22 protein-coding genes are annotated in these 23,645 nt (G+C 50.3%); 6 read left to right on the forward strand and 16 right to left on the reverse strand.

All coding sequences use genetic code 11. The annotated features are described in order from the left end of the window. The first annotated feature begins 11 nt into the window (after positions 1 to 11). The 5 genes from hslU (at position 12) to ubiB (ending at position 4,971) form a co-directional block, all read left to right on the forward strand. Positions 12 to 1,355, forward strand: coding sequence for an ATP-dependent protease ATPase subunit HslU (hslU, locus tag NOC_RS12515; protein ID WP_002810619.1), 1,344 nt, complete (start codon positions 12 to 14; stop codon positions 1,353 to 1,355). A gap of 19 nt (positions 1,356 to 1,374) precedes the next feature. Then, complete coding sequence (locus NOC_RS12520; protein WP_002810476.1) at positions 1,375 to 1,761, forward strand: gamma-butyrobetaine hydroxylase-like domain-containing protein; 387 nt, start codon at positions 1,375 to 1,377, stop codon at positions 1,759 to 1,761. A 23-nt stretch (positions 1,762 to 1,784) separates the two neighbouring features. Continuing rightward, the gene (ubiE, locus tag NOC_RS12525) at positions 1,785 to 2,531 is read left to right on the forward strand and encodes a bifunctional demethylmenaquinone methyltransferase/2-methoxy-6-polyprenyl-1,4-benzoquinol methylase UbiE (RefSeq protein ID WP_002808622.1); all 747 of its coding nucleotides are present in this window, start codon (positions 1,785 to 1,787) and stop codon (positions 2,529 to 2,531) included. 161 nt (positions 2,532 to 2,692) lie between these two features. Further along, positions 2,693 to 3,301 carry a ubiquinone biosynthesis accessory factor UbiJ gene (locus tag NOC_RS12530; protein WP_002811054.1) on the forward strand — a complete coding sequence of 203 codons (609 nt, stop codon included), beginning with the start codon at positions 2,693 to 2,695 and terminating at the stop codon, positions 3,299 to 3,301. Continuing rightward, positions 3,298 to 4,971: a ubiquinone biosynthesis regulatory protein kinase UbiB gene (gene ubiB, locus NOC_RS12535; RefSeq protein ID WP_002809900.1), complete on the forward strand. Its 1,674-nt coding sequence runs from the start codon at positions 3,298 to 3,300 to the stop codon at positions 4,969 to 4,971. The genes NOC_RS12530 and ubiB overlap by 4 nt, the downstream gene beginning before the upstream one ends. Before the next feature lie 96 nt (positions 4,972 to 5,067). Here the strand turns inward: ubiB and NOC_RS12540 are convergent, their stop codons facing one another. The 7 genes from NOC_RS12540 to tgt form a co-directional block, all read right to left on the reverse strand. Then, on the reverse strand, positions 5,068 to 5,685 hold the full coding sequence (locus NOC_RS12540; protein ID WP_002810273.1) for a flavin prenyltransferase UbiX: 618 nt from the start codon (positions 5,683 to 5,685) through the stop codon (positions 5,068 to 5,070). Then, complete coding sequence (gene mpl, locus NOC_RS12545; RefSeq protein ID WP_011330935.1) at positions 5,682 to 7,064, reverse strand: UDP-N-acetylmuramate:L-alanyl-gamma-D-glutamyl-meso-diaminopimelate ligase; 1,383 nt, start codon at positions 7,062 to 7,064, stop codon at positions 5,682 to 5,684. Before mpl ends, NOC_RS12540 begins: the two co-directional genes overlap by 4 nt. A 14-nt stretch (positions 7,065 to 7,078) precedes the next feature. Then, a complete protein-coding gene (locus tag NOC_RS12550) occupies positions 7,079 to 7,582 on the reverse strand; it encodes a hypothetical protein (protein WP_011330936.1) in 504 nt (167 codons plus the stop codon). An 85-nt stretch (positions 7,583 to 7,667) separates the two neighbouring features. Further along, positions 7,668 to 8,606: a protein translocase subunit SecF gene (secF, locus tag NOC_RS12555; RefSeq protein WP_002811519.1), complete on the reverse strand. Its 939-nt coding sequence runs from the start codon at positions 8,604 to 8,606 to the stop codon at positions 7,668 to 7,670. Between the two features lie 9 nt (positions 8,607 to 8,615). Next, complete coding sequence (gene secD / locus NOC_RS12560; RefSeq protein ID WP_002808508.1) at positions 8,616 to 10,472, reverse strand: protein translocase subunit SecD; 1,857 nt, start codon at positions 10,470 to 10,472, stop codon at positions 8,616 to 8,618. Positions 10,473 to 10,497: 25 nt separating this feature from the next. After that, positions 10,498 to 10,833 carry a preprotein translocase subunit YajC gene (gene yajC, locus NOC_RS12565; RefSeq protein WP_002809928.1) on the reverse strand — a complete coding sequence of 112 codons (336 nt, stop codon included), beginning with the start codon at positions 10,831 to 10,833 and terminating at the stop codon, positions 10,498 to 10,500. 43 nt (positions 10,834 to 10,876) lie between these two features. Beyond that, positions 10,877 to 11,992 carry a tRNA guanosine(34) transglycosylase Tgt gene (gene tgt / locus NOC_RS12570; protein ID WP_036497595.1) on the reverse strand — a complete coding sequence of 372 codons (1,116 nt, stop codon included), beginning with the start codon at positions 11,990 to 11,992 and terminating at the stop codon, positions 10,877 to 10,879. Positions 11,993 to 12,192: 200 nt separating this feature from the next. Between tgt and pyrF the strand changes: the two genes are divergently transcribed. Continuing rightward, a complete protein-coding gene (gene pyrF / locus NOC_RS12575; RefSeq protein ID WP_002810910.1) occupies positions 12,193 to 12,891 on the forward strand; it encodes an orotidine-5'-phosphate decarboxylase in 699 nt (232 codons plus the stop codon). An 8-nt stretch (positions 12,892 to 12,899) separates the two neighbouring features. Here pyrF and NOC_RS12580 read toward each other — a convergent pair whose 3' ends face one another. The 9 genes from NOC_RS12580 to NOC_RS12620 form a co-directional block, all read right to left on the reverse strand. Continuing rightward, positions 12,900 to 14,363 (reverse strand): flagellar hook-length control protein FliK, encoded by a 1,464-nt coding sequence (locus NOC_RS12580; protein ID WP_002811407.1) that lies wholly within the window; start codon positions 14,361 to 14,363, stop codon positions 12,900 to 12,902. Between the two features lie 48 nt (positions 14,364 to 14,411). Beyond that, the gene (fliJ, locus tag NOC_RS12585; protein WP_002809114.1) at positions 14,412 to 14,864 is read right to left on the reverse strand and encodes a flagellar export protein FliJ; all 453 of its coding nucleotides are present in this window, start codon (positions 14,862 to 14,864) and stop codon (positions 14,412 to 14,414) included. Further along, positions 14,861 to 16,303 (reverse strand): flagellar protein export ATPase FliI, encoded by a 1,443-nt coding sequence (fliI, locus tag NOC_RS12590; protein ID WP_002810662.1) that lies wholly within the window; start codon positions 16,301 to 16,303, stop codon positions 14,861 to 14,863. Before fliI ends, fliJ begins: the two co-directional genes overlap by 4 nt. Further along, on the reverse strand, positions 16,296 to 17,027 hold the full coding sequence (locus NOC_RS12595; protein ID WP_002809395.1) for a flagellar assembly protein FliH: 732 nt from the start codon (positions 17,025 to 17,027) through the stop codon (positions 16,296 to 16,298). Before NOC_RS12595 ends, fliI begins: the two co-directional genes overlap by 8 nt. After that, a complete protein-coding gene (gene fliG, locus NOC_RS12600) occupies positions 17,014 to 18,018 on the reverse strand; it encodes a flagellar motor switch protein FliG (RefSeq protein WP_002808955.1) in 1,005 nt (334 codons plus the stop codon). Before fliG ends, NOC_RS12595 begins: the two co-directional genes overlap by 14 nt. Next, positions 18,011 to 19,714, reverse strand: coding sequence for a flagellar basal-body MS-ring/collar protein FliF (gene fliF / locus NOC_RS12605; RefSeq protein ID WP_002811173.1), 1,704 nt, complete (start codon positions 19,712 to 19,714; stop codon positions 18,011 to 18,013). Before fliF ends, fliG begins: the two co-directional genes overlap by 8 nt. A 114-nt stretch (positions 19,715 to 19,828) precedes the next feature. Continuing rightward, a complete protein-coding gene (gene fliE, locus NOC_RS12610; RefSeq protein WP_002811527.1) occupies positions 19,829 to 20,149 on the reverse strand; it encodes a flagellar hook-basal body complex protein FliE in 321 nt (106 codons plus the stop codon). A gap of 49 nt (positions 20,150 to 20,198) precedes the next feature. Then, a complete protein-coding gene (locus NOC_RS12615) occupies positions 20,199 to 21,548 on the reverse strand; it encodes a sigma-54-dependent transcriptional regulator (protein ID WP_011330938.1) in 1,350 nt (449 codons plus the stop codon). A 211-nt stretch (positions 21,549 to 21,759) separates the two neighbouring features. Beyond that, positions 21,760 to 23,199 carry a sigma-54 dependent transcriptional regulator gene (locus NOC_RS12620; protein ID WP_011330939.1) on the reverse strand — a complete coding sequence of 480 codons (1,440 nt, stop codon included), beginning with the start codon at positions 23,197 to 23,199 and terminating at the stop codon, positions 21,760 to 21,762. Positions 23,200 to 23,645 lie beyond the last annotated feature (446 nt).

The following is a 23,645-nucleotide window of genomic DNA, read 5'->3' on the forward strand; positions in this document are numbered from 1 at the left end:
ACTAAGAAATCATGCCCGAACTAATCCCCCAGCAAGAACTAACCCCTCGGCAAATTGTTCAGGAACTGGATAAACATATTATTGGACAAACCGCTGCTAAGCGGGCTGTTGCTGTTGCCCTCCGTAACCGCTGGCGTCGGCGCCAGGTGAGTGAAGAGCTGCGCAACGAAATCACTCCCAAAAATATTCTTATGATTGGCCCCACCGGCGTGGGTAAAACCGAGATTGCCCGGCGCCTTGCAAAACTAGCGAATGCTCCCTTTATGAAAGTCGAAGCAACTAAGTTTACCGAAGTAGGCTATGTTGGCCGAGACGTAGAATCCATCATTCGGGATCTCGTGGACATTGCCATCAAAATAACTCGCGAGCAGGAAACGGCTAAGGTCCGCAACCAAGCGGAAGATAGAGCAGAGGAGCGAATTCTTGATGCTCTCTTACCCGCTGCACGGGCTGCGCCCCATGATACGATGGATGAAGAATCAAATACTCGGCAAAAATTTCGCAAAATGCTGCGGGAAGGAAGATTAGATGACCGAGAAATCGAGATTGAGTTAGCTGCCGTTTCCATGGGGGTTGAAATTATGGCCCCCCCAGGGATGGAAGAAATGACTAGCCAGCTCCAAAATATGTTCCAAAATTTGGGGGGCACTCGTACCCGAGCGCGCCGACTACGAGTCCGCGAAGCCTTCAAGCTACTGACTGAAGAGGAGGCTGGAAAGCTCATCAATGATGAAGATTTAAAAGCGCGATCCCTAGAAAATGTGGAACAAAATGGTATTGTATTTCTTGACGAAATGGACAAAATCGCCAAGCGTTCGGAATTCTCTGGTACAGATGTCTCCCGTGAAGGCGTGCAGCGCGATTTACTCCCTTTGGTAGAAGGCAGCGCGGTCTCCACAAAGTATGGTATGGTGCGCACCGACCATATCCTATTTATTGCATCTGGGGCTTTTCATCTAGCTAAGCCCTCAGATCTCATCCCGGAAATGCAAGGACGGTTACCCATTCGAGTTGAGCTAGGCGCCCTTAGCGTTGACGACTTCGTACGTATCTTAACTGAGCCGAATGCCTCTCTCACTGAGCAATATACTGCATTATTAAAAACTGAAGGAATCTCCTTACATTTCACCGAGGAAGGTATTGCACATATCGCCCAAATCGCTTGGCAGGTTAATGAACGTACCGAGAATATTGGTGCCCGCCGATTGCATACTGTCATGGAGCGCCTCCTAGAAGGGCTCTCCTTTGAAGCGGAAAACCATACTAGTAAAAAAGTTATTATTGACGCCGCCTATGTAGATGCTCAGCTAGCCGACTTGGCCCGGGATGAAGACTTGTCACGCTATATCCTCTAGGGAATTTTCTACCTTAACTATGACAATACAACACCCTCACCCTCAACCCACAGAGATTAAACTTCGCCGAAATTCCCGCGTACTTGAGATCAGTTTTGAGGATAGCGCCCATTTTGCGCTTCCCTGCGAGTTTCTACGGGTATACTCCCCATCAGCAGAGGTACGAGGCCATGGGCCTGGGCAAGGAATTCTCCTCATTGGCAAAGAAACGGTTAGTATTAAAGAAATTGAACCGGTCGGTCACTATGCTATTAAAATACGCTTTGATGATGGGCACGATACTGGCCTTTATTCGTGGGAATATCTCTACGAACTAGGGGAAAAACAAACCCAACTGTGGCAAAAATATTTAGACCGGCTGCAGCAGGTCGGCCACTCGCGCAAAGAACCTGAAATTAAAGATTAGCGTTCACCCTGGATATAGGCAAAATGGCGCAAGGAAAAACAACTCACTTTGGTTTTCAAGAAGTCCCTATAGAGGAAAAATCCCATAAAGTTGCTGAAGTTTTTCACTCGGTTGCTAGCCACTATGATCTTATGAACGATCTAATGTCGCTCGGCATTCACCGTCTTTGGAAACGTTTTGTAATTGAACTCAGCGGTGTTCGATCCGGTATGCGAGTCTTAGATTTGGCGGGTGGCACGGGGGATTTGGCTAAAACATTCTCTGAACGCGTCGGTAATAAAGGCCAAGTAGTCCTAGCGGATATCAATTCAAGCATGCTGGAAAAAGGCCGAGAACGGCTGGTTAACCTAGGCAAGGTGGGTAACTTAAACTACGTTCAAGCCAACGCAGAACACTTACCCTTCCCCGCTGATTACTTTGATCGCATCACAATTGCTTTTGGCCTGCGCAATATCACCCAAAAAGAGGCCGCTTTACATTCCATGTATCAAGCTCTGAAACCTGGCGGCCAACTGCTAGTATTGGAATTTTCCAAGCCTGCCTCTTGGCTAACCTCCGCCTATGATATCTATTCTTTCTGGATTTTGCCACGACTGGGTAAATTAGTAGCAGGAGATGCGGATAGTTACCGCTACCTAGCGGAATCTATTCGACGGCATCCTGATCAAGAAACCCTCTCCGCCATGATGCGGTCCGCTGGATTTGACTACTGCGATTTTTATAATCTAAATCATGGCATCGTCGCCCTGCATAGGGGCTATAAATACTGACTCGGGATTAACCGTTTACATGCTGCAATTATTGGTTTATCCGTACTCACCCACTAGGTGGATTCTCTTGTTAGCACTGCAATCGTGGCAAATTTCACACAATTTAGGATTTTCTTAGTACGACTTTTTAACTCTTTTGGATCTATAAGACGCCTAGCACCGTGTACCTGCCCTCTATATTATTGGCCCCCATTGAAGCCTCGGTTAATGCTTCATTACGTCTTGATCCTGATACCTTGGCTCAGGTAGCGGCTATATCAGGTCAGTGCATTGCTGTTGAGTTACGAGGCTTAGATTTGCAAATTTTTATTGAGCCTACAGCCGAGGGCATTTTATTAGCTACTTCCTCCGATTCACCCCCTGTTGCAACTCTATCAGGCACGCCTTTGAATCTCCTGCGGATGGCAATAACTCCCAGCGATTCTAGCCCTTTGCTCACCGGTGAGGTGCAAATTCATGGCGATATAGAGCTTGGCCGAAAACTTAGAACCCTGCTTCAAGGATTTGACCTGGACCTGGAAGAATTACTGTCCCACTATACGGGTGACCTTCTCGCTCATCAAATTGGAAACAGGATGCGCGGCTTTAAAGCTTGGTGCCAAAGGGCCGCGGGCACTCTCGGCCAAGATCTCGCAGAATATTTACGTGAAGAAAGCCAATTATTACCTAATCACGCCAAAGTCACCACCTTTCTTGATGAAATTGACCGCCTTCGGGCTGATTCAAGCCGACTGGAAGCGCGAGTCCAACGATTACAACGACTGCTATGAACGTCATTAGCCAGTTTCTGCGCTTAGGGTATATTAATTGGACTCTGCTACGCCACGGACTAGATGAGGTTATCCTCGCCACACGCCTATTTCGTCCCCTACGTTTTTTGATTTACTTCAATCCAGAACACTGGCGTAAAACAGCCGCTGCAGCACCTCGAGGAGTGCGAATCCGCCGTACCTTGGAAGATCTTGGGCCTATTTTCGTCAAATTTGGCCAACTGCTATCTACCCGCCGTGATCTATTAGCCGACGATATCGCTGAAGGGTTAACCTTGCTACAAGATCAGGTAGCCCCTTTTCCTAGCGAAAAGGCAAAAGAGATTATTGAAACAGCTTACGGCCAGCGCCTTTCAGAAGTATTTGCCTCTTTTGACGAAAAGCCATTAGCATCAGCCTCTATTGCTCAAGTTTACGCTGCTCAACTACATGATGGCAGCATGGTAGTTGTTAAAGTCGTGCGACCAGGGATTAAGCGGGTTATCCAAGGTGATGTAGATCTTCTCTATATGTTAGCCAACCTTGCTGAACGGTATTGGTCAGAAGGACCCCGGCTGCGCCCTCGTGAAATCGTGGCAGAACTAGAAAAGAATCTCTATGATGAATTAGACATGCTCCGAGAAGGAGCTTCTGCTTCTCAATTGCGGCGTAATTTCACCGGTTCCAATAAGCTCTACGTCCCACTCGTTCATTGGCATTATACTCGCCCCAATGTGCTCGTCATGGAGCGAGTTCAAGGCATTCCTATCAATAATATCGATGAACTTCAGCGTTATGGGATAAATTTCAAGCGACTAGCTGAAACCGGCGTGGAAATTTTCTTTACCCAGGTTTTTCGTCACAATTTCTTCCACGCCGATATGCATCCAGGAAATATCCTAGTCTCCACCGAAAATCCCCAAAATCCCAATTATATTGCTCTTGATTTTGGCATTATGGGAACTTTAGGCCCGGAGGACCAACGTTACCTAGCAGAAAACTTTCTGGCCTTTTTTAATCATGATTATCGGCGCGTGGCCGAACTTCATGTGGATGCCGGCTGGGTACCCGCAGGTACCCGAGTGGATGAGTTTGAGTCCGCCATTCGCAGTGTTTGCGAACCTATTTTTGACCGTCCCCTAAAGGAAATCTCCTTTGGTCAATTACTCATACGGCTATTTCAAACTGCTCGCCGCTTCCATATGGAGATACAACCTCAGTTGGTTTTACTACAAAAAACCTTATTGAATATTGAGGGCCTAGGCCGCGTCCTCTACCCAGATTTAGATTTATGGCAAACGGCCAAACCGATCTTAGAACGCTGGATGAGCGATCAGGCGGGTCCCCGCGCAGCCTACAACAGCCTGCGGCTTAACGCTCCCCAATGGGCGGCTACTTTACCTGAACTTCCCCTGCTCATCCACGAGGTAGCAAAACAAGCCAGCAAAGGACGTTTACAGGTACGACTCTCTCCTGATGATTTAAGAGAACTGCACCGAGAAATACGCTATGCTAGTTTGCGTACCACCGCTGCTGTAGCAGGCGCAGCATGTCTGATAGGAGCAGCTATTATCCATAGCCTCAGCAACTACACCTTGATCATGATAGCTGGAATACCTCTTCTCAGCTGGCTATCAGCGGGCATAGGACTCGTACTCATCATCGCGGCTTGGCGTTTAGAACGAAATTAAAGCAGGACACTGGCCACGCCTCATTCTGATTTTTGGATTAAAAAAGGAAAAGTATTTTAGCCCTAGGCATCACATCATAAGCTCCTATCTAACTTACTAATATGGAGTAGCTTCACCCCATCGAGCCAGTAAATGATGTTCAACCCCCGCGTGATCAAGAATCCGCGCTACGATAAAATCGACCAGGTCTTCAACCCGACGAGGTTGATGGTAAAAACCAGGATTTGCGGGAAGAATAACCGCTCCAAGCCGGGCTAGGCTCAGCATGTTTTCCAAATGGATCACAGAAAATGGAGCCTCCCGAGGTACCAATATCAACTTGCGCTGCTCCTTCAGCATAACATCGGCCGCTCGCTCGATAAGATTATCATTGGCGCCACGCACAATAGCTGAAACCGCTCCTACTGTGCAGGGGCAAATCACCATTGTTTGAATGCGGTGAGAACCGCTTGCTAGCGGAGCAGTCCACTGAATCTCGCTATAACAGTGAAGTAGTTCAGGGGCTACCGAAAAATGAGTTGCTAAGTATCTCTGCAAATCCCGGGGGCGTGGAGGGAAGCGCAAATTAGTTTCCATTGCCACCACCGTCTGGGCGGCACTAGAAATCAAAAGGTGTACAGAAATCTCTGCCTTAAGCAAACATTCCAATAACCGCAGTCCGTAGACAATCCCGGAAGCGCCAGTCATAGCCACCGCTATCTCGCTAGGGTTCAACGCCCCTCCCCCTCCTCTCGCAGAGCCTTCAACAATTGCTGCTGAATGTGGCTAAAATTCCCGTTACTCATCAACACGATATGATCACCGCCTTGAACATAGGTGCGTAAATTATCCACAATAGCCTGAATGTCAAAAAACGCCGATGCCTTATTAGGACCAAGAGCGTGTACTATGGGAATCAAGGACCATTTAATATCGGAGGGTTGGTAAATGAGTACCCGATCCGCCAACGCTAATGCCGGTGCCAAGCTATCCTTATGGACACCTAGCTTCATGGTATTGGAGCGTGGCTCCAATACGGCAATAATACGAGCTTTGCCAACCCGTGCCCGTAATCCTGCCAACGTCTTAGAAATAGCGGTTGGGTGGTGCGCAAAATCGTCATAGACGGTAACTCCATTTACCTTACCGCATACTTCTAGACGCCGTCGTACCCCTTGGAATCGTTCCAGTGCCTGGCAACCCTGGCCAATAGGCACCCCCGCATGGCGGGCGGCGCCAATAGCCGCCAAGCCATTCGCCACATTATGGTGGCCAAGCAACGGCCAATGGACCTGACCTTGACAAGAATTCTCATACCAAACTTCGAAGTTACTACCATCATCAGCCACGGCACGCGCGGCTAAAGCAGAGCCAACCCCTCCAGCTATGCCCATGTTCACAACCGGAGTCCAACATCCCATGCTTAGTACGGTTGCTAAAGCCTTATCCCCGGATGGAACAAGGATAAGGCCATTATTAGGTACCGTGCGCACCAGATAGTGAAATTGCTGTTGGATAGCCTCTAGGTGGGGAAAAATATCGGCATGATCATATTCTAGGTTATTTAGAATAAGAGTGCGGGGGCGATAATGAATAAACTTAGAGCGTTTATCGAAAAATGCCGTATCATATTCATCCGCTTCAACAACAAAATAGGGACTCCGGCCCAAACGGGCCGAAGCACCAAAATTTTGCGGAACCCCACCAATAAGATACCCTGGTCCATGGCCTGCATATTCCAGTATCCAAGCCAGAAGGCTGCTGGCCGTCGTTTTGCCATGGGTACCCGCTACCGCTAACACCCACCGCCCCTGTAAAATCTGCTCAGCTAGCCACTGGGGTCCTGAAGTATAAGGCAGTCCCTGGGCAAGAACATATTCGACAGCCGGATTACCACGGGAAAGCGCATTACCTATCACCACTAAATCTGGCGGGGGATCTAAAGCCGCCGCACTATAACCTTCATGAATCCCAATACCGGCTGCCTGTAGTTGCTCGCTCATAGGAGGGTAAACACTGGCGTCCGAGCCACTGACATGAAATCCGCGCTCTCGGGCTAAAAGTGCCAAGCCGGCCATAAACGTGCCACAAATCCCGAGAATGTGGAGATGCATTAACGGCGCCCCCCTTACATAGGGGGAAAAAGAAAATCCATGACTCGAATGGAAACCAGCGCATAAATTACCGCCACCAGTATTCCCACCGTAAAGGAGACCGATAATGCTTGACGCATAATGTGGGCAGTTACCGCCAAGCTCCAAATCATTAAAACTAGCAGCAATAACGAGACCAACCCCGGTGGGAGCTCAGCCTGCTGCGCCGCATTTAACCATAGCAACAGGGGAAAAGCTAAAATTCCAAGAATAATTCCAGCGCCCATTAGGGCAATTAAGGTTTGCTGCAAACGGGATTTGTAACCCCGTACTGCCAGCAACCCCCCAGTCATACCGATTAATAGAACAGTATCCACGAGGCTGGACAGCAACCCGTTGGCAAATTCCAAATGAAGCATGGAAATCAACCAGCCGATGCCCAGATACACTAACAGAGTCTGAGTCAGCAAGCCTGACGATGGGGGAGCATCAGCAGGACTAGCACGCAATAAGCACAAGGCTATGAAATACCTCAGCATCCCGGAGAAATTCTCTCTTCAAGGAATAAAAAAATATAGGATCTTACTATCTCCCCAGCAGCAATAGGCGAAATCTCATCCTCCTTTAAGGCCGCTCATCCAGCTTTTTTCCTTCCTTGGGAGTAGAAGCCAGATCCGCTTTACTAATTCCTAAGGCCAGAGCCATGGGAGTGGCAACATAAATTGAAGAATAAGTGCCTACCACAATGCCCGCAATAAGAGCGGTGGAAAAACTATGGATTGTTTCGCCGCCAAATAAAAATAGAGCAAAGAGAACGAGCAAGGTGGTCAAAGAGGTCATTATGGTACGGGATAAAGTCTGGTTTATAGAGGTATTAATTATTTGCTTTGCTGTCCCCTTCCGTATTTTGCGGAAATTTTCCCGGATCCGATCCGACACCACGATAGTATCGTTAAGGGAATAACCAATGACCGCAAGAATCGCTGCCAGTACGGTAAGATCAAACTCAAAATGCAGGAGGGAGAACAGACCCAGCACGATAATCACATCGTGTATCAAGGCAACCACCGAACCAATGGCAAGCCGGTACTCGAAGCGCAAGGCAACATAAATCAAAATGCCAATTAGCGCATAGAGTACCGCGAGTCCTCCCTGCTCGGTGAGATCTTTCCCCACCTTAGGACCCACGAACTCCACCCGCCGCATGGTGGCCGGATTATCACGGCTTTTCTGCAAGGTGGCCAATATTTCCTCGCTAACCTCGGCACTGCTGCGTTCAGCTTCCGGCGCCAAGCGAATCAATACATCCCGCGTGGTGCCAAAATGCTGCACAATGGCACCACCGAACCCTGCTTCTTCCAAATTCTGGCGCACATCCGATAGTTCTACCGGCTGTTCATAACCCACTTCCAATAAAGTTCCGCCGGTGAAATCAATGCCAAAACTCAGTCCCTGAAAAATCAGCGAGCTTATAGAAATAAGAAGCAACGCCAGGGAAAATGCAAAGGCAAGGCGGCGCTTGCCCATGAAATCAATACGGAGATTTTTTTTAAGTAGTTTCATGTCCGTGCCTCAGATAGACAACTTTACTTTACGCCGCCTTCCATAAATCAAATTAATTACGGCCCGGGTCCCCACAATCGCGGTAAACATAGAAGTCAGAATACCCAAGGATAACGTAACCGCAAACCCCTTGATAGGGCCCGTCCCAAACCCAAACAGGACAACCGCGGTTATTAAGGTAGTGATATTAGCGTCCACAATAGTGGATAAGGCATTGGCATAACCTGCCTCGATACTCGCCTGAGGGCTGCTGCCATTTCGAAGTTCCTCGCGAATACGCTCAAAAATCAATACGTTAGCATCGACTGCCATACCTACCGTGAGTACGATACCGGCAATACCCGGCAACGTCAGAGTCGCTTGCAGCATAGAGAGAAGCGAAACCACCAGCACCAGATTGGCGGCCAGAGCCAAATTGGCAACGAGACCAAAAACCCGGTAATAAAGAGCCATAAACACCAGCACCAAGGCAAAACCTATCAGTACAGACTGAAAACCCTTGTCGATATTATCCTGTCCCAAGCTTGGGCCGATGGTCCGTTCCTCAACGATATCAATGGGCGCCGCTAATGCACCTGCCCGCAATAACAAAGCTAAATTACGGGCTTCCTCAGTAGAATCGAGACCCGTGATCTGGAAACGTTTGCTGAGTTGATCCCGAATGGTGGCCACATTGATCACCTCAGGTACCCGGCGGCGAACTTTGACTGGCTCCCCCTCCTCCATCCGGATCTCGGACTTGGTCTCTATAAAGACCACCGCCATGGGCTTGCCAATATTCTCTCCCGTTACTTGACTGAAATGTCGGGCTCCTTGCCCATCCAGAGAGACAAACACCGCTGGGCTACCGCCTTGCTGCTCAATCCCCGAAGACGCATCTGTAACATGATCACCCGTCAATATTACCCGCTTCTTTAGCAAGATAGGGGCTCCGCCACGCTCATGATACAAGCGGGAGCCTACTGGCACTCTTCCTTCCACTGCTCGCTGAACGTCGTGACTTGTATCCACCAGGCGAAATTCCAAGGTTGCCGTTGCCCCTAAAATCTCCTTGGCCCGAGCCGTATCCTGAACACCCGGCAGCTGCACTACAATACGGTTCTCCCCTTGCTGCTGAATAGTGGGTTCCGCCACGCCGAGTTCATTAATCCGATTACGTAAGGTGGTAATATTTTGCTGTAAAGCCAAGCGCTGGATCTCCCGTTGTTCCTTTTCGCTTAGCTTAATTTCCAGACGGGGGGCTCGCTCCCCCTCCGCCGGCTCTAACAACAAATCGAAATACTCATCGTGGATGAGCGTTTCCGCTTGCTCACGTTGTTGTTCATTACGAAATTTAATCTCTACTCCGCCTGCGCCCAATCGCCCAATGCTGAGGTAACGTATTTTATTTTCCCGCAACAAGGACCGCAGATCTTCCACATAGCGCTCCTCAGCCTGCTGGACCGCGGCTTCCATGTCTACCTCCATCAAAAAATGCACGCCGCCACGGAGGTCCAAACCCAAGTTCATGGGTAATCCCCCAATAGCTCGCAACCAATCCGGGGTAGCGGGTGACAAGTGCAGGGCAATTGAATAGTCGGAACCCAATTCTGCCCTAAGAGCATCCTGAGCTTTGAGTTGAGTTTCCAGGCGGCGAAGGCGGACCAAGAGGCGCTGATCTTCCAAGCGAACCGATTGGTAATCCAAACCCTGCTCCTGGAGCAACCGTTCCACCCGGGCCAAAGTCTCTGGTTTGAGACTCGCACCACGAGTCGCCGAAATCTGCAAAGCTGGGGTATCGCCAAACAAATTGGGCACAGCATAAAGGATACCAACAAGCACTACTGCCACTACGAGCAGGTTTTTCCAAAGAGGATAACGGTTCATCGAAAATAATTAATTTAAGCGTTCGCTAGAGTTTTTCAAGGGTGCCTTTGGGCAATACCGAGGCAATGGATTGGCGCCGGACTTTGATTTCAACGTTCTCGCTGATTTCCATGGTCATGGAACTCTCCGCCAATTCGGTAATGCGCCCCATAATGCCCCCCTCGATCATGACCTCATCCCCCTTTTGCAGTCCTTCCACCAGCTTACGGTGCTCTTTAGCCCGTTTTTGCTGGGGTCGAATCAAAAGAAAATAGAATAGAACCAATAAGACCACTAGGAAAATAATGTTAAACATCCCTGCCTGGGGTGATGGCCCCGCTGCCTCTTGAGCCCAAGCTGATGAGATAAAAAAATCTAGCATATTTGACACCTAACTTGCCTCCCGAATCAAATTAAACCGTTGATTATGACACAGACAAACGGTCCTGCACACGTGCAGCATAAAACTCAGCGCTAAACCGTTCCAAACCGTCTTGCTCAATTGCCTGGCGGAGCTGTTCCATCAGGGCTTGATAATAGTGCAAATTATGAATCGTGTTGAGACGCGCGCCAAGGATTTCCCGAGACTTGTCTAAATGATGTAAATAAGCCCGGCTATAGTGGCGGCAAGTATAGCAGGTGCAACTCTCATCTAAAGGCCGAGTATCTTTGCGATAGGTGCTATTGCGGATACGGATGACCCCTTCCCGGACAAAAAGATGGCCATTGCGAGCATTGCGGGTAGGCATGACGCAATCAAACATATCCATTCCCCGCCGCACCGCCTCCACAATATCTTCCGGCCGACCCACGCCCATCAGATAGCGGGGTTTATCCGCCGGCATCCGGGAAACGATAGCAGTCAAAATCCGCTCCCTATCTTCTTTTGGTTCTCCCACAGATAAGCCACCGACAGCATACCCCTCAAAGCCAATTGTTAGCAGCTCCTGCAACGACTCTTCCCGCAAATGCTCATACATCCCCCCCTGAATGATCCCAAACAAAGCCGCCGGAGAATCTCCATGGGCTTCCCGGGAGCGGGCTGCCCATCGCAGGGACAACTCCATGGATTGGCGGGCTACCTCTTCGCTTACAGGGTGAGGGGTGCAATCATCAAAAACCATTACAATATCCGCCCCCAACTCCCGCTGCACAGCAATAGACTCCTCCGGCCCCAGAAAAATCAGACGACCATCCACGGGAGAACGGAAATTCACCCCCCGCTCGGTAATTTTTCTCATCGCACCTAGGCTCCAGACCTGAAACCCTCCTGAGTCGGTTAAAATGGGGCCATCCCAATGCATGAAGCCATGCAGCCCTCCATGCTTGGCGATGACTTGGGTTCCGGGACGCAGCATTAGATGAAAGGTATTACCTAGGACAATCTCAGCCCCTCCGGTACGTAATTCCTCCGGCGTCATTGCTTTAACCGTGCCATAAGTCCCCACAGGCATAAAAGCCGGCGTCTCCACGCTCCCTCGAGGAAAACGAAGACGTCCCCGTCGGGCCGCCCCCCCGCAGGACAGCAATTCAAATTCCATTTTTTGCGCAATAACCCTTGATGAATGGAGGTAAAAGCTGAAGCCCCCAGAGGATAACATATTTGGCCAGGGCAGAAACCGGTATGGTAAGAAGCTCCTGTCAGAGCACTGAAGGTCTAGAACATAACCAAAACCAGGAGCAAGAATCAGCCTGCAACGGTAGGCTCCCTCAGCTCTGCATTAAATCACTGGAGAATATTATGGAAAAGTCTCGTATTATTATTGCCTTGGATTATCCCAACGAGGAACAAGCACTAAGCCTCGTCCGCCAGCTCGATCCTGCCCAATGCCGGCTAAAGGTAGGCAAAGAATTATTTACCCGGGCCGGGCCCTCATTAGTAAAGCGCCTTGCTGCCCAAGGCTTTCCTATCTTTCTCGATTTAAAATTCCATGACATCCCCCATACGGTTGCCCGCGCCTGTCTTGCCGCTGCCGATTTGGGGGTATGGATGCTCAATATCCATGCCCTAGGCGGGTTATCCATGATGAAGGCTGCCCAGGAGGCACTGGCTAATCACCCCTCCCACCCCCAACTAATCGCTGTCACCGTCTTAACCAGCATGGATCAGGCGGCCTTGAGCCAAATAGGATTAGCGGGAACACCTGAAGATAATGTACTGCAACTAGCCCTGCTCACCCAGGAAGCGGGCCTCGACGGGATAGTATGCTCCGGCCAAGAAGCCCCGGCGCTCCGACAAACCTTAGGGAAAGAATTCTTACTAGTTACTCCAGGAATTCGCCCCGCCGGCGCGGCTCCAAAAGATCAACAGCGGGTACTAACACCCAGGGAAGCGCTGGCAAAAGGGGCCAATTACCTGGTCATTGGCCGACCCATCACCGCAGCCCCTGATCCCATGATGGCCCTGAGAGCAATTGAGGCAGAAATTTCGAATGTCTAATGTCACCCTCACGCATAGTAATCCACGCCACCTTGCTGGGCAAAAAGGCGCATACCTCCTGCTGAATCCTCCGAAGCAGCGGTTTCGGGGGATTCTTCAGTTAAAGTCGCCTGCAAGTTTTTAGACTGAGCCGCTTGCCTCTGCTGTCCAGAAAATCCTTGCTGAGAGACGTCCACATTGACTAAATTCAGCCCTTGCTCCGCAAAGGATTCCCGTAAGCGGGGAAGGGCTGCTTCCAAGGCTTCACGAACTGCCGCTTGGGGCGCATGGAAAGTGATACTTGCTTCATCATGGTGCATATTAATACGTGCCTCCAGGGGACCAAGGTGGGAGGGGGTGAGCCGCAGTTCCGCAAATTGCAGCTTATCTTTGACCAGCCAAGTCATCCGCTCGCCAAGTTCTTCTCCCCATCCTGACTCCTGGATCGCGGATTCCAGGGTCAGCCCCATTGGATTGTCCCTACTAGCAGAGAGATTGGAAATCGCAGCCTCAGTAAAGCCGGAGTTCAATGGAGCCGGAGATACTGCTAACGACGGCCTGTCCCGTAATGGCGCGGGCGCCATCAGCACCTGAGAATCCCCTTGAGCCGGGGCTTCCATCGCCACTGTCACCGGCAGACCTCCCCTAAGATTAGTACTCGAATCACGATGGCCCAGAAACAGCTGGGAATCCATTTCCGCTGTGGATACATCTAAGCCAGAACTAAGCTTGAAATCCTCCCCTATTGGGAGGGAGTTTTCTGTTCCCGATTCCTTCCCATGTAATGGCGCCGGTAAAGCCCCCTCCTTGCTGCCATCCAAACCAAGCTGGCTAAGAGGCACTGGCAGCCCCGCGCCTCCCACAGGGGTTTTCAAAGTTGGTCCCAAAACAGCACCTGTTAGAGCAGGTACCTCTGGCGTGTTAGTAGCTTTTTGATTTATCAAATTTTGCGGCTGACCAGATAATACTAGATTAACAGCTGAGTTTACTGGCTTGCTTGAATCAGGGGAAATACCGCTAGGAGCTCCATCAATATCCCTTGTAATCAACAGTGAGCTTTGTGCCGCGGATTGAGAACCAGAGACTATGATTTCGGGTAAATCCGCACTTCCAGGACTGCTTTGAAAAGCCTCCGCCATCGGCGGAAAATGACTAAAACCGGCTGCCATTGAGACCGTCGATGCTAGTAATGATAGACCAAACCCTGGAGAGTCCTGCTCCCCTGCTTCTTGTTCTAGGCCCAATAATTCCTGAGAAAGGTTTATTTCACCTCCTGCATCTGCTTTTTTCCCCTCCAATCCCGCAGAAGATGGCTGCTTCTCCGGTAACCAGCTAAGTTCGGAAGCCACTTCCTCAAGCTGGGCAGGAAAATTGACGCTCACCGCTGCTTCTGACTCGCCAGAAAGGGAATCTCCAGAATTCACCCCAAGCTTTCCCACCGAAGCGGATGAGGAAGAAGCAAGTGGCGTGACCCAAAAATCCGGCGTTGTCATTTACCCTTATACTCCACTTATATGCGTACCATGATTGCCTGCAAACGACTAAAAATTGTCGGTACCCTCCACCCTAAAATTATGCTGATTACGATCATCCATCTCCGCCTGCTCATGATAAGCTGCTAAATTCCGCTCTTCCCGCTGGTAACGATCCTGAAGCTTCTCCAAAGCCTTCACCTGACTACGTACCGCAAACCACCCCTTGCGCTTCTGCTCCAACAATTGCGAAGACCGTTCTACCTGCTGCTTTTGTTGGTAAATAGCTTGATCCAGCCGGGCCAAAAAACTTTGCAGCTGCTGTAGCTGCTGGGCGCTGATGCCATTCCGGCCCACGGATTGGCAACGCTGCGCATACTCTTCCCGATAGTCACTCATCTCCCCCAGCTGGTGCTGTTGCTGCTGGAACAAATGCTGGGTTTCTCCTAATACTTTAGCCGCCTGCTGCTCCTGAGTTGCAGCCACGCGCAGCAAGGAATATAAACGGCGGGAACGAGTCACGAATAGCCTCCACTATTAAATTGCCTGGAAGCCCCCCCAACATTGATGGCAGGTGCCGCCACTTTTGGTGCTGGCTTTGCCTTTAAAGCCTGCTGAAGCCTTTCCAGGCTCTCTTTCACAGAGAATGATTGGGACATATCTTGCTGCAAAAACGAACGAAATTGAGGCTGCCTATCAACTGCCTCATCAAGTCGGGAATCACTGCCGCGGCTATAGGCGCCCACACTGATAAGATCTTGGTTTTGGCTATATAGAGAATAAATTTGCTTAAACTGCTGAGCGGCCTGCTGATGCTCTGGTACCGTAATCTGACTCATCACCCGGCTAATCGACGCTTCAATGTCAATGGCCGGGTAATGGCCCGCTTCCGCTAAGCGCCGGGACAATACAATATGACCATCCAGGATGGCCCGCGCCGAGTCAGCCACGGGATCATTAGGATCGTCCCCTTCAGTGAGAACCGTATAAAAAGCAGTAATACTGCCGCTGCCCGAGCGTCCATTGCCTGCCCTTTCCAGCAATTGGGGAATTTTGGCAAATACAGAGGGAGGATAACCGCGAGTTGCTGGCGGCTCGCCAATAGCCAGAGCTAGCTCCCGTTGGGCATGACCAAAACGAGTCAGAGAATCCATCAATAGCAGCACCTGTTTGCCTTGATCTCGAAAATATTCAGCAATACTAGTCGCCAGCATTGCGCCGTGAATACGCATCAAGGGAGAATGATCCGCCGGGGTTGCTACCACCACGGAGCGCGCTAGGCCCTCCTTGCCCAGAATATTTTCAATAAATTCCTGGACTTCCCTGCCACGCTCGCCAATCAAACCCACCACGATAACATCGGCCTTAGCATAGCGGGTCATCATTCCCAGTAAGACGCTTTTACCCACTCCGCTACCAGCAAATAGTCCCATCCGTTGACCCCGGCCAATAGTCAGCAAAGCATTGATAGCAGCTACTCCTACATCCATGGGCTCTCTAATAGGCTGCCGCGCCAAGGGATTGATGGGCTGCCCTTCCAACGAAACGCGATGGGTAGCGCGAAGAGGACCCAAATCATCCAAAGGACGTCCCCCGCCATCCAAAACCCGGCCTAGCAACGCCTCTCCAACCGCCATCCTGCCGCCATGACGAAGGGGAATAACAGGGGCATTGGGCACCAGCCCCCGCGGGTCGCCGATAGGCATCAAAAAGAGTCTTTCTCCGGCAAACCCAACCACTTCGGCTTCCACAGGTAACCTTTCCTGCCTCAGAATATGGCAACGCCCTCCCACTGGCAGTTGACATCCCACTGCCTCCAAGGTCAGCCCCACCATTCGGGTAAGCCGCCCCTCAACCGTGACCAAAGGTGCTGTATCTCGGGCTAAGCGCTCCCTGCACCCAGCCAGGGCGTGCTGCCAGCGCCCTCCCAGTAAAGGAGGTTTGGAAACGATTTCAACCACTCCCTTGATCGTCTCTCCGTTCGCCACCAAGCACTTTTGCAATGGCAGCGTTTAATCGGGTCTCAACCTTGGCATCTATTCTTGAATGCTCAGTCTCAAGCAGGCATCCTCCCCGAGAGAGAGAGGGATCTTCCACCACTTGCCATCGCCGTTCTTCCTCAGAAAGGGATAAGGCGGAACGAACAATTCCTACATCATCAGGATGCAGCAGCAACCGTACATAACGTGCCTGGGACGGAAGATAGCTCAAACCTTCCCGTACTGCCGCCACCACCTCGCTGGGTTGAGTTTTGAGTTCCCGGCGGATAAGCTGGCGGGCCATAGCGACTGCAAGCTGCACCAATTCTTCTTCTACGGTTTCATCGAGCCACTGGAGAGGCGCACTTAACGCTGCCATTAACCGCTCAAGGCGGGCCACCTTTTGCTCTAATTCTGCTTGCGCCGCCTTCCGGCCTTCTATCAAACCCGTATTGAAGCCTTCCTCATGAGCCTGTTTCTGGATCGCTTCCAGCTGCTCTACCGTTAATGTCGCAGACGTTGCTCTTTCCTCTTGTTCCTGCTCCCCGCTTTCTGAATACGATCCCTCTGTACCGGCCGCCTCATTATCCCAGCCACGCCGTCCTGGCTGACGGCCTTGCCCAGGTTCTTCCTCCTCTACTAGCGGTAATTCCCACCGCTCATAGGCAGTCAAATCACCTGGGCGCAAAAACTTAGATGTATTCATCGCCACCGCCTCCTAGGGAAATATCTCCCGCTTCAGCTAGACGCCGGGCAATAGCAAGCACCTCTTTCTGGGCTGCTTCAACTTCGCTCAAGCGTACCGGCCCCTTACTTTCCAGATCTTCGCGCAACATCTCCGCCGCCCGCTTAGACATGTTTTTAAATATTTTCTGTTTAAGCGCTTCGGTAGCTCCTTTTAGGGCAATGATCAATATTTCGGAAGAAACCTCCCGCAGCAAGAACTGAATCCCCCGATCATCCACCTCCAAAAGGTTATCAAAAACAAACATGAGATCTTCAATATTCTGTCCCAATTGGGCATCAGTTTCCTTGATTTGCGCTAAGATATCGCTTTCTATAGCGCTATCAAGTAAATTAAGGATACCTGCCGCAGCCTTGAGACCGCCCACTGAAGAAGCTTTCAAATGAGTGTTGTTACCAGAGAACTGCCGTTCCAGAACTTGGTTAAGTTCTCCTAGAGCGGAAGGCTGCACGTTTCCCAAGGTAGCAACACGCACCAGGATATTGGTCCGCACCTGTTCAGGAAACAGGGACAACACTTCGGCTGCCTGAGCGCTTTCTAAAAAAGAGAGTACAATCGCGATAATTTGGGGGTGTTCCGAATGGACCACCTGATAGATGGAATGGGCATCCATCCATCCCAGCTGCTCAATACCAGCAGTGTTACTACCCGAGAGAATACGATTGATCAGCGAACTAGCCTTATCCTCCCCCAAAGCATTTTGCAGCATACCTCGAATATAATCATCGGCGCCTATCCCAAAAGCGGTTTCTTCCTGCATCATTCCTGCAAACTCCTGTAATATTTCATTCACCTGTTCCTTGGTGATACCCTGGAGCGTCGCCATGGTCGTTCCAACCATTTGGACCTCCTTTGGCGCTAAATGTTTAAGAACCTCGGCAGCGCCGCGCTCACCTAAGGCGCGCAGCAGGATTGCCGCTCGTTCAGCGCCCGTGAGCTTGCTCTCAGACATCACTGACCAACCAGTTTTTTACAACCTGGGCCACACGTCTAGAGTCACCGGTGGCCATTTCACGAACAATCTCCAAGTTCGCTTCCAACGAATGGGGTCCTGATAGCTGAAGGGTTGGTTTATTACTGCTCAGGCTTAGTTGATCCTCTTGTAGTCCGTCATCACTTTCCTCTTCGTCCTTGTTGGGGATGGCAGACAGAGCTACAGGCTCAGGTAAAGCGGTCAGCCGGCGAAAAGCGGGGCGCAATACTCCCAGCAACAAAAGCAATATAGCTAAAATACCTCCCCCCTGTTTGACGGCTTGCCAAAACCAATCCTGCTGCCAAAGGGAAAGCTCTGGGAAGGCTTCCTCCTCGTTAGCTGGTACAAAAGGGGCATTAATCACATTAATGGTATCACCTCGCTCGGCATTAAAACCCACGGCTTCTTTCACCAGGGCGGTCACCTGGGCAAGCTCCTGGGGTGAACGAGGCAAAGTGCTGACAGCGCCTTCAGCATCCGTCACCGCTTTCTCGTCCACCAGGACAGCCACTGAAAGACGCCGAATAGATCCAGGGCTTAACCGGCTGTGGCTGATAGTGCGGTCCAGTTCGTAGTTCCGCGTGGCCCTTTGACTGCGCGTTGTGGGGACGGGTTCTATCTGGGCTTCATCGCCGTTAGCCTCTGGAACAGTTTCGGGTGCTTGGGCATCAGCCGGCGGCTGATTGCTCAGTGCTCCCGGAATTCCCTGGGGAAGACGGCTCCCAGTGCGCTCCTCCTCCGACATCTGCTCACTGCGCAAAGCGGCCGATCCGGGATTATAGTATTCTTGGGTTTGTTCCGTGACCGTAAAATCCACCTCGGCAACCACCTGGGCCCGAACCTTATTGGAGCCGATCATAGGGGCTAGAATATGCTGGATTCGGCTAATATATTTCTCTTCTAAACGCCGGGTATGCTCGAATTGGCCCTCTGTCATCCCCAGAGATTGGGAACGGTCTTGCCGGGTCAGCAAATTGCCTCTTTGATCCACCAACGTTACACCACTACTCTCCAAATTGGGAATACTGGAAGCAACTAAGTGGGTGATCGCGGCCACTTGCCCGGGATCAAGCGTGCGTCCGGCATAGAGATCCAAAACTACCGAAGCTGAAGGCGCTCTGCGATTACGGATAAAAACGGATTGCTTCGGTAACGCCAAATGGACTCGAGCATTTCTAACATTATTCAAGGCACCGATGGTCCGGGCCAACTCCCCTTCCAAGGCCCGCTGATAACGGGCCTTCTCCAGAAACTCACTAGCGCCAAAACCTGGATTCTGCTCTAAGAGTTCAAAACCCGTGTCGGCACTGCGCGGTAACCCTTCCATCGCCAATTGCAGCCTCACCTCATGCACTTTGGAAGCCGGCACCATAATTGCCCCGGTATTTTCCGCTAGCCGGTATTCAATATTCGCCTTTTGCAGTGCCGCAACGATCTCCCCTTTCTCCTTGCCCGTCACGGCACCATACATAACTTGGTAAGTAGGCGCCCAAGACCACATAAAGATGCCTACCACAAGCGCCACGCTAGCGGCGATGGCTAGCAATAGCCCTACTTGCTTCTGTAAAGACAAGCGGCCTATATTAGCTTGCAATGCGGCTAAACGCGTACTGGCAACCGGCAATGCTTCCGAAGTAACAGCAGGTGGATTACTACTAGTGTTAGTATCTGCCATCAATCATGATTCCAGAGAAGCGGATTTGGAAGCGGCGGAGGAAAAAATCCTACCGAAACCTACCCTTATTACTCGATTCAAACTACCCCTTGTTCCTAACTTAGCCCCAAATATTTAAATTTGCATATTCATGATCTCTTGATAGGCGGAGACAAGACGATTACGAACTTGAAGCGCCGCCTGAAAAGAAACAGTGGATTTTTGAGAGGCGATCATGACCTCCGCCAAATCAACATTGCTATCGCCTCGCACAAAAGCCGTCTGTAGCTCGCTGGACTGCTGTTGAAATTGATTGACAGAGTCAATGGCCTGCCTAAAAAGCGTGGCAAATTCACCCTCTGGAAGTTCCCCAGCGGTACTGGCCGAATTATTCTTGGCTAGAGCGGTAGCTGCCCGCATTTGCTCTAGAAGTTGGGTACTATTAATAGATTCCATGGCAGAATTTCTCCTCAGCTAGCCTAATTACTCTAAATAGGGCCCCAAGTTAACACGCAAGCCTTGAACTAGGAAAATCAGGGATAACGACGCCTGCCTCCCGTAGCCGAGCTAACTTATAACGTAGGGTTCGCTCACTAACTCCTAGCCGAACGGCTGCCTGTTTCCGCCGCCCATTGCACTGTCCCAAGGTTTCCAAAATAAACTGTTTTTCATGGTCTTTGAGATTTTTATTAAGCTCTCTAGCTTCACCTGAAATGGGGGTTGCCCATATTCCTGCATCAAAAACCAGCGACTGGAGCGTTAATTCATCCTCATCCGCTAAAATCATGGCCCGCTGGATAACGTTGTCCAATTCACGAATATTGCCCGGCCATGGATAGGCCAGTAATTTTTTTTCAGCAGCCAAAGAAAAGCGGGATAAAACGCGGCCATTTTCTGCCGCACGGGCGGCAGCCAAGCGTCGGGCAAGGGGTAAGATATCTTTGCTGCGTTCCCGCAGAGGAGGTAAATACAGGGGGAAAACATTTAGACGATAATAAAGATCCTCTCGGAACCGGCCGTTGGCTACCTGTTCCTGCAAATCACGATTGGTGGTGGCCAATATTCGTATATCCAGCGGAATCATCTTGCCCCCTCCTAGGCGCTCCACCTCCCGCTCTTGTAACACCCGGAGTAACTTTGCTTGCAAACCCAAGTCTATTTCCGAAATCTCGTCGAGCAATAAAGTGCCTCCCTGGGCCAGTTCGAATTTACCGGGCTGAGCTTGGTAGGCACCCGTAAAAGCACCCTTCTCGTAGCCGAATAAGGTGGCCTCAAGCCTATTTTCCGGAATAGCAGCACAATTTATCGCGACAAATGGGCCTTTACAACGGGGTGACTGGCGATAGATATAGCGGGCTAATACTTCCTTGCCGGTGCCACTCTCACCACTAAGGAGTACGGTAGCCTCACTCTTGGCTACCCGTTGTGCCAACGCTACTACTCTGCGGAAACAAGGATCAACCGCCACCACTGGCTCACCTTTTTTCAATACCCCCACGTAACGGCGCACCCGATCAAGCAGAGCTTTAGTTTCAAAAGGTTTAAGCAAATAGTCCACAGCACCCTCATCCAAAGCATCAATAGCAGTATGGATGGTACTATGAGCAGCAATGAACAGCACTGGTAAATCCGGCTTCTGAGTTCTTGCCCGGCGTAATAGTGTGGAACTATCCAAAGGCTGGGTTTGAATATCGCTCAGTAAAAGGCCAATATGCTTATTTTTTTCCAGCTGGACTAGGGCTGCCTTTCCTTCAGGAACACTCTTTACTGGAAAACCAGCGACAGACAAGGTAGCGCATAAAGCCTCCCGCAGAGCTGGCTCATGCTCAACGACCAGAACCGTGGGGTGCATCATAATTTACTCCTTTGCTCCGAAAACCGTCCTAAAACGCGCTGCATGAATTTACCAAATGCGCGGAACGCTTATCTGGTTTTCTGCCAATTTTCGTTTGTTAATAAAGGTGCGGCAAAAATTCACCTCCCGCGCCTACAACAAAGCAATAAATGTGCCCACTAATAAATTATCTTATTAATCAGTGAATTATCGATTATTTTCTTACTAGACGTCAAACTCTTGGCGCAACATCCTCTCGCTGGATGTCATATTTGCGAAGTTTTTCAACCAATGTTGTACGCCGCATCCGCAATCGATGAGCAGCTTGAGCCACTACACCGTCGGCTTCCTCTAGGGCTTGCTTGATAAGCGAGCGCTCAATGCAGCTAAGGTGCTTCTTAAGATCCAAACCTTCTCGTGGCAAGCGGGGAGTTTCCAAGGTATCCACAACCCTCTCTAAGGATGCCAACTCAGGAGCAGAAGGGGAAATTCCCTCCCCCTCTATTCGGTATTTTTCAGGTAAATCATAATGATCCACCACACCATAGGGGTGTAAGATGGTCAAACGCTCAACCAGATTAGCAAGCTCCCTGACGTTGCCTGGCCACGGATATTGACACAAAGCCATAACCGCCGCTGGAGTTAAACGAACAGAGGCGCCTTTTTCATGCTCAATCCGGGTAATAATCTCATTGATAAGCAAGGGAATATCTTCGACTCGCTCTCGCAAAGGGGGCATTTCAATAGGAAAGACATTGAGGCGGTAATAAAGATCCTCGCGGAAATTTCCTTCCTGAAGCTGCTCTTCTAGATTACGGTGGGTTGCGGCAATGATACGTACATCGACATGAATGAGCTTATTGCTTCCTACCCGCTCAAAAGTCCGCTCCTGCAATACCCGCAGCAGCTTCACCTGCATGGCCATGGGCATATCGCCAATCTCGTCCAGAAATAACGTTCCCTTTTGCGCCAGCTCAAATCGTCCTTGACGGGCCGTGATAGCTCCAGTAAAGGCCCCTTTTTCGTGACCAAAGAGTTCGCTTTCCAGCAACTCACCCGGAATAGCACCACAATTGACTGGCACAAAGGGATTCCCCCGCCGCGAGGAATGGTAATGGAGGTTACGAGCTACAACTTCTTTACCAGTCCCGGACTCTCCCAAAATTAGGACGGTAGCGTTGGAATCAGCCACTTGCTCTATCAGATGACGAACAGTCCGGGTAGCGCGGCTATTGCCCACCAAGCTCCGAAATAGCTCTACTGATCTTCTATCTTGCCCTTTTTGTTGGTGGCCTTCGCGAAAAAGCTCAGCATTCTGCAAAGCGCTGGTGAGTTCCGTTTGGGAAAAAGGATAACGTAGCCTCCCTAGCGCGCCCGGCAAACGCCAGGATTCTTTACCTGAAACACTTTCCTTTGGTACCAGCACAAATACGGGTAACTGCGCTTCTTCATTATTTAATGTTTTAATTGTGGCAGCTATTTTTTGCTTATCCCCACTCCAACTACCAATTAGCGCCGCCGCAACAGCCTTGGGATCGGTGACTATTTCTTGCCATTGCTCGCCTTGCTCAACCAGCACCGGACGGTAACCAATGAACTCGATAATGGTTTGCAGAGCTTGAGCATGCTCTTTTCCATTATCTCCCAAAATCAATACGATATCAGCAGGCATCACAAGCCTTTCATACCGCTTTTAACGTTGAAACAGGAAAAAAATAAAGTAAATCCCATTGTGGGTCTATTACGCTTTCTAAATTATATAAAGAAAGTTAAACACCCTATAAAATGAATGTCAAAATTCTGTCGCGCCAAGAAGGACAAAAGCTTCTTTGCAAAGGAGCAAATACCCACAGGGAAAATCGAAACTTTCTGCCTTACGGTTCAACAAAAGTGTTAATCCCCGGAAGAGAAAATGAGCACCGGAAATTTAAGTATTTCTTAATGCTTGCGCCGCATGACGACGGTGCCAGGGAAAGAGAAACTATTCTAACCCTTCCCGAATTCTACCGTCTAAATCGGCAAAACCCACTAAAATCTGGTGCCCACCCCTATAGCCACTGAGCAGCCAACCCCATAGGAGTAGCTTTTGGGGGGCGCTTTCTCCTGGACCAAAAGCTG

Source organism: Nitrosococcus oceani ATCC 19707 (assembly GCF_000012805.1).
Taxonomy (GTDB): domain Bacteria; phylum Pseudomonadota; class Gammaproteobacteria; order Nitrosococcales; family Nitrosococcaceae; genus Nitrosococcus; species Nitrosococcus oceani.

What these genes read in the sequence shown, in the direction of transcription:
- NOC_RS12595 (WP_002809395.1), bottom strand. Translation starts at nt 17,027, where the DNA reads ATGAATACATCTAAGTTTTTGCGCCCAGGTGATTTGACTGCCTATGAG.
- hslU (WP_002810619.1), top strand. Translation starts at nt 12, where the DNA reads ATGCCCGAACTAATCCCCCAGCAAGAACTAACCCCTCGGCAAATTGTT.
- ubiB (WP_002809900.1), top strand. Translation starts at nt 3,298, where the DNA reads ATGAACGTCATTAGCCAGTTTCTGCGCTTAGGGTATATTAATTGGACT.
- fliE (WP_002811527.1), bottom strand. Translation starts at nt 20,149, where the DNA reads ATGGAATCTATTAATAGTACCCAACTTCTAGAGCAAATGCGGGCAGCT.
- NOC_RS12580 (WP_002811407.1), bottom strand. Translation starts at nt 14,363, where the DNA reads ATGACAACGCCGGATTTTTGGGTCACGCCACTTGCTTCTTCCTCATCC.
- NOC_RS12620 (WP_011330939.1), bottom strand. Translation starts at nt 23,199, where the DNA reads ATGCCTGCTGATATCGTATTGATTTTGGGAGATAATGGAAAAGAGCAT.
- secF (WP_002811519.1), bottom strand. Translation starts at nt 8,606, where the DNA reads ATGAAACTACTTAAAAAAAATCTCCGTATTGATTTCATGGGCAAGCGC.
- yajC (WP_002809928.1), bottom strand. Translation starts at nt 10,833, where the DNA reads ATGCTAGATTTTTTTATCTCATCAGCTTGGGCTCAAGAGGCAGCGGGG.
- mpl (WP_011330935.1), bottom strand. Translation starts at nt 7,064, where the DNA reads ATGCATCTCCACATTCTCGGGATTTGTGGCACGTTTATGGCCGGCTTG.
- NOC_RS12520 (WP_002810476.1), top strand. Translation starts at nt 1,375, where the DNA reads ATGACAATACAACACCCTCACCCTCAACCCACAGAGATTAAACTTCGC.
- fliG (WP_002808955.1), bottom strand. Translation starts at nt 18,018, where the DNA reads ATGTCTGAGAGCAAGCTCACGGGCGCTGAACGAGCGGCAATCCTGCTG.
- ubiE (WP_002808622.1), top strand. Translation starts at nt 1,785, where the DNA reads ATGGCGCAAGGAAAAACAACTCACTTTGGTTTTCAAGAAGTCCCTATA.
- pyrF (WP_002810910.1), top strand. Translation starts at nt 12,193, where the DNA reads ATGGAAAAGTCTCGTATTATTATTGCCTTGGATTATCCCAACGAGGAA.
- fliF (WP_002811173.1), bottom strand. Translation starts at nt 19,714, where the DNA reads ATGGCAGATACTAACACTAGTAGTAATCCACCTGCTGTTACTTCGGAA.
- NOC_RS12615 (WP_011330938.1), bottom strand. Translation starts at nt 21,548, where the DNA reads ATGATGCACCCCACGGTTCTGGTCGTTGAGCATGAGCCAGCTCTGCGG.
- NOC_RS12550 (WP_011330936.1), bottom strand. Translation starts at nt 7,582, where the DNA reads ATGCTGAGGTATTTCATAGCCTTGTGCTTATTGCGTGCTAGTCCTGCT.
- tgt (WP_036497595.1), bottom strand. Translation starts at nt 11,992, where the DNA reads ATGGAATTTGAATTGCTGTCCTGCGGGGGGGCGGCCCGACGGGGACGT.
- secD (WP_002808508.1), bottom strand. Translation starts at nt 10,472, where the DNA reads ATGAACCGTTATCCTCTTTGGAAAAACCTGCTCGTAGTGGCAGTAGTG.